The organism is Micromonospora sp. MGP-C2, from assembly GCF_057766525.1.
In genome coordinates, this window is sequence record NZ_JBYMEN010000002.1 from 1973386 (window position 1) to 1987977 (window position 14592).

The following is a 14592-nucleotide window of genomic DNA, read 5'->3' on the forward strand; positions in this document are numbered from 1 at the left end:
AGAGCGTGCCCTTGTGCTGCGGTAAGACGCCACCCGGGTGGGCCGGTCAGCCGCTGGTTCTCGCCGGCCAGCTCTGCAGCAACTTACCTACCTACTGGCGCCGAGGCGAGATCGACGGGAAGCGGTCCAGCGCCCACCTGTGATCGGGGTCGCCCAAACCCGGAAGGCTGGGAAGAGTGGCCTGGGCTGCGATCCCGCACCCCTGCAGGCCTCTCAATCGCTGGCTTGATTAGGGCCTTGTCCTTGAGTGAGAAGTAAGTCAAACCCGTAAACGGCGTGCGCGCCGGCGCAGTAGACGGCACGGCTGTCTGTCGTTAGGGGGAAGACTGGAGGTGTCCCGCCTATTCGGGTTGTCGCGAGATGTCCCCCATCTCGTGTCTGGCAGATCCGGATCGTTCCGTCGCGTCCGGCGCTGGCGAGCCAGGATCCGTCCGGTGCCTTCATCAGGGCCATCACGGGGGACCTGTGACCGGTGAGGGTCTGCCGGAGGGTACCGGTGGTCGGATCCCAGATCCGCACCGTCCTGTCGTATGAGCTGCTGGCCAGCCAGGACCCGTCCGGCGCCGTCACCAAGGCCGAGACGCCGTCGGTGTGGTTGGTGAGGACGTGGCGGACGGTGGCGGTGGTCGGGTCCCAGATCCGCACCGTGCCGTCGTGAGCGCCGCTGGCCAGCCACGACCCGTCCGGCGCTGCCACCAACGCCCCTACCTGGCTGGGGCCGTCCGTGAGGGTTCGGCGAAGGGTCCCTGTGACGGGATCCCAGATCCGCACCGTGTCGTCAAATCCGTCGCTGGCCAGCCAAGATCCGTCCGGTGCTGTCACCAGCGCCAACACGGCGTTGGTGTGACCGGCGAGGGTGTGGCGGAGGGTGCCGGTAATGGGGTCCCAGATCCGCACCGTGCCGTCCTCAGCGCCGCTGGCCAGCCAGGACCCGTCCGGCGCTGTCACCAACGCCCCTACCTGGCTGGGGCCGTCCGTGAGGGTTCGTTGGAGGATCCCTGTGACCGGATCCCAGATCCGCACCGTGCCGTCGTGAGCGCCGCTGGCCAGCCAGGACCCGTCCGGCGCTGCCACCAACGCCCCCACCCAGCCGGTGTGGTCGGTAAGGGTGTGCCTGACAGCGCCGACGGCAGGGTCCCAGATCCGCACTGTCCGGTCGTACGAGCTGCTCGCCAGCCAGGACCGGTCCGGCGCCAACACCAACGCCATCACCGACCTGGTGTGGCCGCTCGAGGATCGTCCGAGGGTGCCAGTGATCGCCGGGTTCCATACTCGCACCGTTGCATCGAAACCGTCGCTGGCTAACCAACTTCCGTCTGGTGCCGTCATCAGCGCCGATACGCGTCCGGTGTGGCCGGTGAGGGCTTGCCGGAGGCCGCCGGTGACCGAGTCCCAGATCCGCACTGAGTGACCGCGTCCCGCGCTGGCCAACCAAGAGCCATCCGGTGCCACCGCCAACACCAGCACTGAGCTGCTGTGGCCGGCGAGAGCATGGCGCAGAGTGCCGGTGGTGGGATCCCAGACCCGCAGCGAGCCATCGTGGCCGCCACTGGCGAGCCATGAGCCGTCTGGCGCAACCGCCAACGCCAACACCGGACTGTTCTGGGCGGCGAGTATATGGCGGAGAGTGCCGCCGGCGGGGTCCCATACGCGCATCGAGCCATCGAGTCCGCCGCTGGCCAGCCAGGTCCCGTCCGGTGCCACCGCCATTGCCAGCAGCCAGCCGGTGTGGCCGGTGAGAGATTGCCGACGGGTGCCGGTCGTCGGGTCCCAGATCTGCACCGTGCCATCGGGTCCGCCGCTAGCCAGCCAGGACCCGTCCGGCGCCGTCGCGAGTGCCATCACCGAGCCGGTATGGCCGACGAGGGTGTGCCGGAGGGCACCGGTGGTCAGGTCCCAGACCCTAACCGAGCCATCGGGGCCGCCGCTGGCCACCCAGGATCCATCTGGCGCTGCCACCAAAGCCTCAACCCGCCCGCTGTGGTCGGTGAAGACGCTGCGCAAGGCACCGGTGGTCGGATCCCAGACCCGGACAGTGCCATCGTGACCGCCGCTGGCCACCCAGGCCCCGTCCGGCGCCGACACCAGCGCCGACACCGGACCGCTGTGGTCGGTGAAGACGCTGCGCAAGGCACCGGTGGTCGGATCCCAGACCCGGACAGTGCCATCGTGACCGCCGCTGGCCACCCAGGCCCCGTCCAGCGGTGATACCAGCACTGACAGTGAGCCGGTGTGACCGGTGAGAGTGCGTAAGAGGGCGGGGTGAGCAACGTCTGGGGGTGGCCACCGGTTGGCTAGTCGCGGCAGCGGAAGGGCAGGCGCATAAGCGGCCACCAGCGGTGCCAGGTCAGGTTCGTTGTCGAGGCGGCTGACCAGCACGTCGCCGAGAGCGTCGGGCGGGTCGGTAGGGGTAAGCAGGTGGCTGTTCTGCCTGATGGTCTTGGCCAGCGTGGTGGCGGTGGCGGTGGTGACGTAGGCGAGGTCTGCCTCGATGGCGGCGGGCCCGTGGCGTTGTAGGCGTGTGGTGATCCATCGCAGGTCGGTGACAGTAGCGGCGAGATCATCGTGTCGGTCGGCACCGTGGAGGTGTTCGGCGAGGTGTGCTGCGAGGTACTCCTCGGCGGCGGGAAGCGTCCACCAGGCCACAGTCGGCGAGGCTGCGGATGTCGTCGCTGAGGCTGCCGGCATGGTCAGTGCGACAGCAGCGTCCAGGAGCAGAGCGTGCAGTCGGGTGCGTTGACTGTTGTCGGTGGCGTTGCGGATTAGATAGGAGCGGATGATGTCGTGGAGCCGGATGGTGCCTGCTTCGGATTGGTACTGCAGCAGCAGCGACATCCCGGCCAGGATCGCGCAAACTCGCCGGGTGCCGCGTGGTGTCAGACCGCCGGTCTTTGCCCACAGAAGCGTGAGTACTGAAAGCGGTATGTCAACGTCCTCGCCGAAGATCGCTAGTTCGGTGAACCGGTCGCTGATCGCCGGGTCGAGGAGGTCCAGGCCGGCGCGGACGGTGGCGTCAATCGCACGGCCACTTCGGGCGGGGTCTTCGAAGTCGAAGCTGGTGGGGCCTTCTTCGGCGAGTCGGTCCGCGATGTCCCGCAACGCCCACGCCGCGGTGGCACCGTAGTTCTCGACGTGGCGGACCACGGTCCGGTTCGCGATGCTGAGCAGCACCGGCCAGCGTCCGGTCGCCGACAGGATCCGGGCGACCAGGTCGGTCGGCGGATCGGCTAGGTCGCGGGTCAACAGCGCCGCCGCCTGCCTTGTGGACATCTGGTCGACCCACACGCTGGATCTCGCCGGCACCAGGCCGCGGTGACGGGTCGTGACCAGTCGCCGGCACCGTATCCCGCCCTGGCAGAACGGGTCCAACTGGTCTACCCGCCAAACATCGTCGACCACCAGCAATACCGGGTCGGGCTGGTTATCCAATAACGCGCCCAGCCGATGTCCCGCCTGAATCGGGTCGGTGAATCCGCTGCGGGCGCCGGTGAGATGCTCGATCAGGTTGTTGATCCGCCCGGCCAGCTCCGCGCCGGCGGCGTGCTCACCGACGGTCACCCACAAGAGACCACCAGAGAATCTGTCGCGCACCTGGGGCTGATGACATATCCAGGCAGCCAAGGTGGTCTTACCGAATCCGCCGGTGCCGTGGACACCGCTCACCGCTACCTGCTCGCCGGCCTCCGCAGTCACCAGCTCCAACAGCGGTTCCGCCAGCTCTGGCCGCGCCACCATGCCCGCCGCGTGCGGCGGCGCCATCCACAGCCGGTGCATCGGTCGGGGACCGTGGCCGTCCTGGTAGACGTTGATCGTCCCGTCCGGCGCATTGAACATGGTCGAGCGCTCGCGTGCCTCGAACCGATCGCCACCGGCACGCCCCACAGTCGTGCTCACGACGCGAATCGCTCACCCGGATGAATCGTCACGGCTATCGATCCCCCCGGCGCGTTGTACTGCGTCGCGTTACCGCTCGCGATGAACGTGTTCACCCAATCCCTTTGTGCCTCTGGCAGCTGCTGCCGAAGGCCAGTGGCCCACATCCGCAGCTCATCGCCGAGTTCCGGCTGCTCCTCCACCAGATCCGTCAACCGCTGCTGCCACAACAGCGCCAGCCGCTGCCGAACCTCGATCTGCTGCTCCGTGGGTGCGCCAGTGATCTCCGCAGCGGTCTGATCCGCCCACCCCTGCGCCACGTCACCCCGCCGCTGTCCCGCTCGGCCGAACAAGCGGCATACCCCAGCTCGCGCTGACTGCCACACATCTGTGGCGACAGCACCGATCAGTGCCGACCCGCCCGCTGTCGCCGCCGACAGCAACCAGCCCTCAATCACAGCCTGACCTCCAACGCACACGGCAGATCCTTGACACACCGTAGTCTCCCCGGACACGCACCGAAATTGCCGACCATATTGCCAGGGGTGCGGTGGCGTAGCAGGGCACCCTGATGAAACCCTCGCGGCGAGGCGCAGGCAGTGAGCGTCGATGATCGAGGGCTTGGCCAGACCCCACGCCACCCTCTGCTGCGTGGTCACCAGAGCAACGAAGCGCGTTCCATTGATTGTCGTTCTCGACATACGCCGATAGTGTGGAGGCATGGCTTCCTCGCGCCTTCGCCTGACCAAACCGACGCTCGCGGTGCTGGAAACACTGGCGGACGCCTCGCCGGATGATCCGCCGTGGGGGCTACGCATCTGCGAACTCGCCGACCTGGGGTCCGGCACGGTCTATCCGATCCTCGAACGGCTCAGCGAGTTGGGGTGGATCGAATCGTGGCAGGAGACGGATCAGCCGTCGGGGCGGCCACGCCGCCGCTACTACCGCTTCACCGATCTTGGTATGCGCAGCATGGTGCAAGCGGTCGCCGAACGTAGAGCCCGGCGGACCCGGCCAGCCTCCGTGGCCGAACGGGCCGAGCACTTCCTGTCCCAGGTCGCCGATGGGAAGGCCCAATGACAGCGGCCCCGCAGAACACCGTTGAAGTTAGCGCCTCCCTACGCCTGATAGCGCCGGACGCGACTGCGCTGCCGGTGGCCGCCACCCTCATCTACCGGCTCGACGACCCGATCGCCCTGGAGATCATTTTCAATCCGTCTGATCCTGGCGGTGAGCCGGTGACGTGGTGGTTCGCGCGCGACCTGCTCGTGGACGGACTGGACCACCCGAGCGGGGAAGGAGACGTTTGCGTCTGGCCGTGGGCCACCCCGCGCGGCGACTACGTCGCGCTGGCCTTCTCCTCACCGGATGGCAACGCCCTGTTTGAGGTACCCCGCGCGGTGCTGGTGCGGTTCCTGCGGCGCACCTACCGGCTTTTCCCTCGACGGTACGAGGACAACTACCGGTACTTCGGTCACATTACAGGGGCTACGGATTTCGGTGATATGACTAGACCCGCGTACATCGCAGCGGTCAGCCCGCTCGCCTACATGCTGACCCGTGCCGCGAGCCTGCTGGGCGGATCCCGACGCGCGGATTTGGAGACCTGGCTGGCCGACCTGCAAGGCGATCCCGAACTCGAGCTCGGGCTTACCCCACGGCGGCAGGTCCACCTGGCGGCGGGCTTCTTGCTGGCGTCCGTGCGATTCCGGCTCCGCGATCTTGGCCGATTACTCACTCGGGCTCTGGATCAGCTTGTAGCTTTCGAGAGTCGGATTTTACTCGTCGCCGCTATCGTGACGCTTCTCGCCGCTGGCCAGTTGTGGGTCCAAGGTGGCCTGACGCGGGTATGGGAGAACGGCGAGAACCTTGCTGCGATCGGTGGGCTGGTCTGGGGCGCGGGGGCGATTCTCCGGCGTCGCCGCGCCGTACTGCCCGGCGATGAGCAGACGCACGAGTGACGTTCCGGATGAGCCGGCTCCCCGATGCGGCCCGATCCGGACAATCCCGCTGGCCTCAGGTGGGCGAATTAGGCTCTAAGCACACCCGCTACTTCACGAATACTCGGTGAGCAGGCTCCTCGCGTCGATTACCGATTGCTCTCGCGAGTCGTGTCCGAACGCCAGGACACCCAACCGTGGCGTGTCCGCTAAGTCGAGTCGGCCGCCCGTAGCCGGCGTGAAGTCGCAGGCGCGCGGTGCCAGCGCACCGTGTACGGGTCCAAAGTGAACGGCCTGAAGATTCCGCTCGACGTGTCGACCTCGCCGATCGGGGGGGGAAGGTGACATCGGAGAAGGTGCCGATGACGCAGTCGCCGGGGTGGGCCCACTCGACCTCGTTCTGGTAACGATGACCGCAGCACCGGCCGTCTCCGTACCGTTGGACTCCAGCCAGCGTCCGCCCGTTCTTGGTGGCAGTGGCGTCATAGAGGTTGCCGAGGCGCACGTCCTGAACGGTCCAGCCGTCCTTGTGGAAGTGCTCCATGAGCATCCCCGGCTCGGCGTTCTCGACCTTCTTGCGGCGCACTGGTTCGATCGGTGCCGGTTCGGCGACAAACCTGGGGCCGCCACCGCCCGTGCGCATCACCAGGTTGACCAGCATTCCCGGACAGCGCACCTAGGCATCCAACTAAGGCATGTGACGAAGTGGCGCAGCAGCTTCGCGCACGGACAGGCCGGCTGTCCCCCACCAACTGAACGCCGATCTGGCAACGGCCTAGCGGGCCGCTTGCCGTGGTGCCGATTCGCCGCGCGCCTGGACCACCTACTTCGGCGGCGAGCAGGGTGAGGCGAACCAGCCCGCCCCGTAGCTTCCATAAGGGTCACTATGGTGTTCCCTCCCCGAGAGACTCCCCTGCTCATCTATCTCGATTGACATGCCCTGACCAACGCGCACGCCAGGCGCCTTGCGTCATTGCAACAGCACCGCCGCATGGCCGGCGGAAGGCGGGCTGATCACGCCAACTTTGCGAGCAGGCCTTCTGCAACCATCGCCGTGGAGCCGACGACCCCGACCGGCCCCGGCTGCGGGAGCGGGTGATTGAGGGCAGCAGCCGCTGGCCAACCAGATCGCCGCCCGTCAGAACGGCCGCGGTGAGCCCACCGGCGGACCTGAGCGGCACTCGGCCTTCAAGCCGTCGACCGGTTCGACGCCTCCCACGGCGTCGACTCTCCTGGCTTCGCCATCCTAGCCATCCTGGCGAACTCAAACATCCTTTCCGCGACCGCACCTGGAACGTCCCTGGCAAGGGATCAATTAGCGCCCGCAGTCGATGCATCCGGGTCGCGTTTGCCGGTTTGTCGAGTCCCGATCTGCATGCCGGATTGTTCCGTGTTACCTAGTAGGTCCATGTCGAGCCAGGAGGCGGGTTAGCGTGCGCCGGTGAGCCAGGCGATGAGTTCAAAGCGAGGGCGGCGTTGACGGCGGGTCCGTTGAGGTAGACGACTGAGGCTTCGGGTGTGCTGGTTCCGTAGCCATGCCGACGGGTACACGCCGGTTGGCAACACGCAGCCCTGGCGGATGCGTCAGATGGGGTCCATCGCGTTGAAAGCTCATGCCCCACGCCGCCCAGTCGTTGACGCCGTACCCCTAAACCTGCATCGGGCGCACCGAGCACTTTGCTGGTGGCGCCACGCCAGTGGGCAAGGTGACATAAATTTTACGACCGAAAGAGGGCAGCACTCTACAACAGAGTCCGTTGCCGGCCCCACAACTGCTCACGCTGCTTGGCCCGAGACTACGAAATCCGCTACGGCGCGTCGGAGATCATGATCCGCTGGGCCGCCCTCGGCGGCATGCTCTGCCGTCTCATCGGGAACCCGAGCCGCCAACAGCGCCACACCCGATTGACGCAGATGCGAGTCCCCCTCTGTCGCGGCATTCGATGGCTTGGCGCCGGTTCACATGGCCGGCGCCAAACCATAAGCGGTAGATGACTACCTCTGGGCATCGAGGTCATCAATGGTGAACGGACGCAGGGTGATCACGCAGTGATCAGTCCAGTCGCGGAGTCAGGCTTGCGCCGAGCTGCTGATAGCGGGTTCCTGCTCATCGTCGTCCTCTTCGACGTCAACTTCGACATCATCTGCGGCCAGGGGGGCAGGATCGGGAGCCGGCTTAGGGATGAAGACCGGGGCCGTGATCGTAACGATGCCCTTCGCGAGCTCCTCCACGGAGATGGGGTACCGAATACCCCGGAGAGTCTTGTAGCTCTTCAATGCGCGCTCGATCTGCGCCTTGTTCGCCGGAGCAATATGGACAGTGAGGAGATCTTGAAGGAGACTAACGTGCTCTCGTCCCGTAATCATTTTACCCTTCCTGCCTGGCTCCCCGGCTTGCCACACGGTGGCGAAAGGTGTGGCAACGAGTCGCCAATCAAGAGATGAGAGGCGATTGATGGCCGATTCCCAGTCGAGCAGCCCTTGACCAACCACGTGACGAAGGGCGCGTGCCACGGCTAGCTGCACAACAGGTCGCATGAAGGGGTGTCCGTCTCCCTCGTGACCCTTGGGTGCCCGAAGTTCCCGTGGAGAACCTGTCTTCTCGTACCTGGTACGAAGGTCGCCGCAGGCCACGAAGAGGTGATTCAAACGTTCAACGAGAATCTCATAGCTTTCATCCAAAACCTCATCGGTCGCGCGCTTCGATAGCTTCTGGATGCTGCCGTCGAGGTCGAACCCTAGTTCCTTAAGTAGATCGTAAAGGATGCCGATCGTCGTCCACGCGGACTGGCTGACATTGACGTTTCGGTTCGCCAGCTTCACCTCACCATCGTTGCCCTGCTTGCTGAAAACCTGGACTACATTGTGCTGCGAGAGGAACGCATGATCATCTAGGAATCGGCGGGTAAGAATGGCAAAGCTATCGTCCTCGTCGAGAGCAATGTTCTCCTGCGCGCTGGTCTTGACCGCGTTCCGGTTGATGTTCGTGAACAAGCGGCGCGTCCGCCGACGGCCCTCTTCCGAGTTGAAGTGAGGGACAACGATTACACCGATGTCCTCGCTACCAAGCTCGGGATCGCGCTTCACCGCGTCTTTGATCGCCTTGAGTCGGTGTTGCCCATCAAGCGCAAAAAACTGATGAGTGCCGTCGAAGGTCAGAACGCCGAACTCCCGATCAACTCCGGCAAGCATGTTTTGCTCTGCATTATCATCCATAGTTAGCGCAATGTATTCTGGGTGCCCTCCCCAGGCGGCGACAATCAGGGAGCCGAGGAACCGATGCTCGTTGGTGACTAGGTACTGAGTGATCGCTTCTGTACGGTCACCCACCCCACGCTGGATCATGGTCGCTAGATCTTTATTGCCGCCAAGCTCGTAAGCAAAATTGATCTCCCGGGCCACCTGCGCATAGCTCATTAGACACAGGTAGTATTCCCAATTTCCTACGTGGGCCTTGAACGCGGGCACGAAAGTCTTGGACGGCATATTCATTTCCCCTTACGATTTCACTGTCGAAGCGCCGGTTGTGGTGTCCGAGGCCGCAGTATCGGTCCGCGGTTCAAGTTGCCGGGCGGGTTCAGTAGCTTGATAAGCCTGTCTTCCAGGCCAGCGATTTCAGCCCGGTTCCTGACGGTGGTCCACCAGTACTCTAGTGGCCGGAGCGCCAAATAACGCGCCAACACCTCTTTCCGCGTGTTGCCGGCAGGCTCGGCCCATACCTTCGCAGGCTCTGATGCCAAGTACTGCTGATACTCTCGGTAGCGTCCACGCAAGGTGTTTCCGCTGCTGGCGCCGCCGCCCGCCTGGCCGATGTAAAGGATTTGGGAGACTGTTCCCGGCTGAGATAGTTCAGTTGCAACATGAAATTGAAACGGCGGACGCCAAACGAACATATAGAGTCCGGGCATGTCAGGGATACTTTGGTAAAGTTCGGGCACCGCCCGCATTACTTCCCAGCGATCCGCCGACCCGGCAAGGTCATCCTCGAGGGTTTGACAATAGCGTTCGTCAAGGAGGCGGAGCAGGCCCCACTCAACGTGAAGTGCTGGGCTGGGGTCGTCCCGATACCGGGCGACGAGGCGGTCGAAGCGCTCATCTGCCATCCGCAATCCGGTTCGCCTGTTGATCAACATCACCCCACTGCTTGGCGACAGGTCCTCAACCCGCAGTGAACGATGCGGGCTGATGCTGATGGAGGCAGCCTAGAGCAGGCAGCCGACGCTTTCAGCCCTCAAATATCGGGCCGGGTTTTTACGCTAATTTTGTCCGATTTAGATGTTCCACGCTATATTGCGGTGATGTGCAGTTGGGACGTTAGCCGAGCTTTCGAGGAGGGCTCGTGCGGCGATCGAGCCCCTGAAGTGGCAGAGGTGGCCCGGGAGGACGCGAGCGGCCCTTCCGTAGCAGGGGCGCACGACCTGTTCGGAGCCGCGCTGGCAGGCCGGCAGCGTCAACTCAAGGATCGCAACCATCAGTTCATCCCCAACCACGGAGCGAGCCGATCCCACGCTAGCTCCAGGAGCCGATGGGAACGGGCTTCGATGTAGTCGGGGTTCCATTGGTGGACACGCGAACCTACCGACCTCAGATGGGGCATGTAGCTCGACATTTCGATCAATGATTCGGTCGACTGCGCAAACTTTATGCTGTCGAGGGAAGCGGCTTCGAGAATACTTCGGGCCTCCTCCTTGGACCGGGCGCCTAGAGCGGAGTACAGTATCCGCTTCTCATGCCATGGTCGGGTTCCCAGCGAACTGTTGACCGCCGACGGAACCAACACAAGATTTCCTAGCCTGTGAATTACATCTTTATCTTTGTACAGGCTCTCCGGCCAGTTGGTGGTTGCCTCCTGCGGCACAATGTGTTCCAGACTCAGGTGGACCTCGTCACGCCAGCCTTCGAAGGTCAAGCAGGGTTGCGCCTGATTCTTTCCTGACCGGACCAGGCCGGGCTCGGACAGATCTTCAACTGTGTCGTGATAGGCGCTAAGAAGAACGAAGCGAGCCAACGCTTTGTTCGTCTGATAAATCGGTAGGGGCCACGACAGCTGGAGCCAGCTGTCCTTATCGGCGACGTCCCCACGGTTAGCATCGGCCAAGCGAGTAACAAGTTCTTGCTTAAGCCCTTGTAGGTCGACCTGCGGCGCGGGGCCGTCTTCATGACTCCGACGCCGCAGGCGAGCTAGTGGACCGATGTGAGCAGACTCGACACCGGTCATAATTTCTCGATATTCGCGATCGATGTTGCCGGTATTTCGCCGCGAGGTGCGCCACAGGACGGAGAACGCAGTCATCGCTTTCACCGCGCCCTCGACGTCTCGGAGATGCTCGTCCGCCGGAGCTTGGAGCGCTGTTGAGTAGAACCTGACCAATGGGCCAATTACGATGCTGTGGTTGAGTGACTTGAGAAACGATATACAAAGCCGGACGACGTCGGTGGTAGCTTCAGGCGGTAATCCATGGAGCGCCGGCGTCCCGTCACGCCCCGGCTCCCAGGCATGTTGAATGAATCGGGCGGTGTCACGTAGATGCCGCACGAATGCCTCTCGGGAGCCACGCGAGTTGCTGTGACGCTCGAATTCATCTTTGAGATACGTCCGCTGATCAGCGAGCCTTTTAGAGAGCTTATACCCCGTCTCCGCAATCGCAAACGACGTGAGCAGGTCTTGGGTGGCGGTCTGCAGGCTGCTCCCTACGCGGTACTTGGACAAGTGATCGCCGACATCGTCGATCAATTTCCGACATAGGGAGCTTTCATAGCTGGAAAGCCCTTCGGCACTTACCACTCGCGGCTTAAAGGTCTCGAACGCGGTCAGAGGTTCACCGGTCGTGTTTAGCGATTCGAAAATAGTAAAGGCGTAGTCTTCGTTTTTGCCTTTGACAACCGTGACGGCAATTCGGTTCAGTACATAAGCACCAACAAAGAGCAGCCTAATTAGTTCGGCATATTGAGCCGGGCAATCCTTGAGCTGCTCGACGACCTCGTCCGGAAACTCGTGATTGAGTAGCGCACGCTGGAAAGATTTATTGTGAGCCAGGTCAGTGAGGTTCGGTATCTCGTCGCGCCCCTCATCCGAACTGCCTCTTGCAAGGATATTTAGCGCAGTTCGAATCTCGTGATACCGCTTAACGAGGTCATCCTCGCCCTCCCCTCCGTCGACTCGCGGTTTCGGGCGGAACTCGGAAGGCGGATCCGATTCAGCGACAGACGAGTACGTCGCAAGAAGGTTGGCTATCGGCGAGTCGTATTGGGCATGCTGCTTCTTTCTAGACCATTGGTCCTTGAACGCCCTAATCATGCGAGGATAGATGGGCGAATCTCCATAAGCCTGCACTTCGTAGATCGTAGTGGCTAGGTTCTTCAATACATGGAGCGACTGACCGCTCAGCCACTCAAGAGCGGGCTCCTCCGCCTTGCGGGCGCCCTTAAACATCCTCCAGTGACGGACACGCATTTGACTATGAAGGCATACCGCCATGAGGAGGAGGCTGCACAGGCGCTGCTGCCCATCGATTACTGTGAGGACCTTGCCCGGTACCTCGTCCTTCACTTTCGGGTGAATTGTCGTGTGGTTGATGTCGTGGATTGTGATGATAGTGCCAAGAAATGTAAAGCTATCGTCACTTTGCGCCAGATAGGCGAGCCCATGCAGGGTGTCGTCGATCAGTCGGGAGACCTTACCGCCATCCCAGCCGTAGGGCCGCTGATAGGCGGGCACGTAGAAACCCAAGCCGTTCTCGCTCATCAGCTCCCTGAAGCTACGGGAGGTAGCCTCGAAGATTTCTTTGGCTTCGGTGGGCATCCTGGATCCTCCGGGTCAGAGCGTCAAGGGGGCGAAGGGCTTGCTGCAGGGAGTGGCTGTTGCGCTCTCCACATAGGGAAAAAGGGACAGTCAAGATGTATCGGTGTCGTACATAAGACAGTCGACTGTCGAGCAACAGCGAGGCTTACGGATGCGGGTTTGGCGGTCGCGGCTTCGCGTCCGAAACATTCGCATGGCTCCTATCTCGGGCCCGCGCTGAGCGTGGTCAGCCGGTCCGACCACATGCGAGGGAGCATGTGCCCGATTCCGTGGCGTGATTGTACGAAGCGGAGCTCTTCATGTCTTGCCTGCCACACGCAGAGCAGCAGGCGAACACCCTCGCGCCGGCACTGTACGTTACTGTCGGTAACGAACCTCTGCCGTCGGACCGCTTCCTGCGAATCGCGGCACGCTACTGGCCAGGTGGTTCTTGAGCGTCTCTAGTGGGCGCAGGACAGCCACAGGAGCGGAGCACAGGTCACGGATGCAGCGACCTCAGTAGAGGCGTGCCCTATCACGATGTCGACAGTGATGCGTGCCGAGGTGCTGACCGGGCCAGTGCTTGACAATCCGTACCGTCCGTTGTTGCGACGTCTTGACACGCATTCAAGCCAACCTGCAAGACAAAACGGCTGATCTAACGTCTATGCGCAGATCTCATCTCCTGTCTGGGTCGGGGCGACCGTTCCTGGGTGCAGCACGGCCCGTGGCCTACTCGACCACCAGCCGCGGCGGGAGTAGGGTTTCCGCGTGGCGAGTGAAGGTCGGCTAGCAGGCAGCGGTGGTAAGGCCGAGCCAGCGGTCGCCTACATGGACTACAACGCCTCCGCTCCTATCCGGCCGGAGGCAGCGGAGGCCGTGCTCGAGGCGATGCGGTCACCCGGTAACGCCTCGAGCAGTCATTTGCTCGGCCGCCAAGCCTCTGACGTGGTCAAGAGAGCCCGTGCACAGCTTGCTGATCTTCTTGGCTGCACACCACAAGAACTCATCTTCACCTCTGGCGCGACGGAGGCGAACAACCTCGCTCTCCAAACGGCTACGCCGTCTCATGGTCTGCTGATCGTTAGTGCCGTGGAGCATCCGGCAGTCCTCACGACCGCGCGAGCGCTGGCCGACGACGGCTCCTGCCATCTTGTGATCCTCGGCGTAGACGGCGATGGCCGGGTACAGCTTCACGACCTGCAGGCAGCGTTGAAAAACGGCCCGCCCGCGTTGGTCTCGGTCATGGCGGCTAACAACGAGACTGGGGTCATCAATGACTTGAACGCTATCGGCACGATGGTTCATGGCACCGGCGCACTGTTGCATACGGACGCCACCCAGCTCGTAGGCCGACTTCCCCTCCAACTATCTGCTGCTCCGATCGACCTACTCTCTCTGTCGGCGCACAAATTCGGAGGCCCGCAGGGGGTCGGTGCACTGTTCATGCGACGAGGACTCCCCGTTGCACACCGCCCGCTGCTGCAGGGCGGAGGCCAGGAGTGGGGGTGGCGTGCTGGAACGCTCAACGTGGCGGGCATCGCTGGTGCGGGAGCTGCAGCAGCAGCAGCTCAACAACATCTGGCGGACGAAAAGCGTCGAGTCAGCCGCTTACGTGATCGCCTAGAAGCCGGCGTGCTTGCCGCCGTACCCGGCGCGCGAGTTAACGGGGCGTCTGCGCCTCGCCTCCCCGGCGTCACTAGCCTCACCGTCACTGGCGCCCCGGCCGACGCGGTCTTGTCTGCCATGCCTCACGTCGCGGCTTCCGATGGCAGCGCCTGCTCCTCAGGAGCACTGACACGCAGTCATGTGCTGCTCGCCATGGGCCACACGGATGACGAGGCGGACTGCACTATCCGGCTGTCCCTGGGTCATGCCACCACTGATACCGAAATCAACTTCGCCATCGCGGAACTGACGTCAGCGGTACGACGCGTCCGGGCAGCGATGTACGTGCCCTGACACTGGCCTCCTAGCACGCCGCTAACCCAAGAACCG

7 protein-coding genes and 1 pseudogene are annotated in these 14592 nt (G+C 63.3%); 3 read left to right on the forward strand and 5 right to left on the reverse strand.

What is annotated here, in order from left to right; all coding sequences use genetic code 11:
- Positions 1-213: 213 nt before the first annotated feature.
- Entirely contained in the window at positions 214-3894 is a 3681-nt protein-coding gene (locus AC3CF1_RS08700) for an NB-ARC domain-containing protein (RefSeq protein ID WP_488450050.1), read from the reverse strand.
- Complete coding sequence (locus tag AC3CF1_RS08705; RefSeq protein ID WP_371409343.1) at positions 3891-4193, reverse strand: hypothetical protein; 303 nt, start codon at positions 4191-4193, stop codon at positions 3891-3893. The genes AC3CF1_RS08700 and AC3CF1_RS08705 overlap by 4 nt, the downstream gene beginning before the upstream one ends.
- A 400-nt stretch (positions 4194-4593) precedes the next feature.
- Between AC3CF1_RS08705 and AC3CF1_RS08710 the strand changes: the two genes are divergently transcribed.
- Both AC3CF1_RS08710 and AC3CF1_RS08715 read left to right on the forward strand, forming a co-directional pair.
- A complete protein-coding gene (locus AC3CF1_RS08710; RefSeq protein ID WP_371409344.1) occupies positions 4594-4953 on the forward strand; it encodes a PadR family transcriptional regulator in 360 nt (119 codons plus the stop codon).
- Positions 4950-5336, forward strand: a pseudogene (locus AC3CF1_RS08715) (SsgA family sporulation/cell division regulator); the annotation flags it as partial. The gene AC3CF1_RS08710 and the pseudogene AC3CF1_RS08715, both read left to right, overlap by 4 nt.
- A 2547-nt stretch (positions 5337-7883) precedes the next feature.
- Here the strand turns inward: AC3CF1_RS08715 and AC3CF1_RS08720 are convergent.
- From AC3CF1_RS08720 to AC3CF1_RS08730, 3 genes are all read right to left on the reverse strand, one after another.
- Positions 7884-9305 (reverse strand): DGQHR domain-containing protein, encoded by a 1422-nt coding sequence (locus AC3CF1_RS08720; protein WP_488450051.1) that lies wholly within the window; start codon positions 9303-9305, stop codon positions 7884-7886.
- Between the two features lie 14 nt (positions 9306-9319).
- The gene (locus tag AC3CF1_RS08725; protein WP_488450052.1) at positions 9320-9946 is read right to left on the reverse strand and encodes a hypothetical protein; all 627 of its coding nucleotides are present in this window, start codon (positions 9944-9946) and stop codon (positions 9320-9322) included.
- Between the two features lie 338 nt (positions 9947-10284).
- On the reverse strand, positions 10285-12615 hold the full coding sequence (locus tag AC3CF1_RS08730; RefSeq protein WP_488450053.1) for a DUF262 domain-containing protein: 2331 nt from the start codon (positions 12613-12615) through the stop codon (positions 10285-10287).
- Between the two features lie 810 nt (positions 12616-13425).
- Between AC3CF1_RS08730 and AC3CF1_RS08735 the strand changes: the two genes are divergently transcribed.
- A complete protein-coding gene (locus tag AC3CF1_RS08735) occupies positions 13426-14556 on the forward strand; it encodes a cysteine desulfurase family protein (RefSeq protein WP_488450054.1) in 1131 nt (376 codons plus the stop codon).
- Positions 14557-14592: the final 36 nt, after the last annotated feature.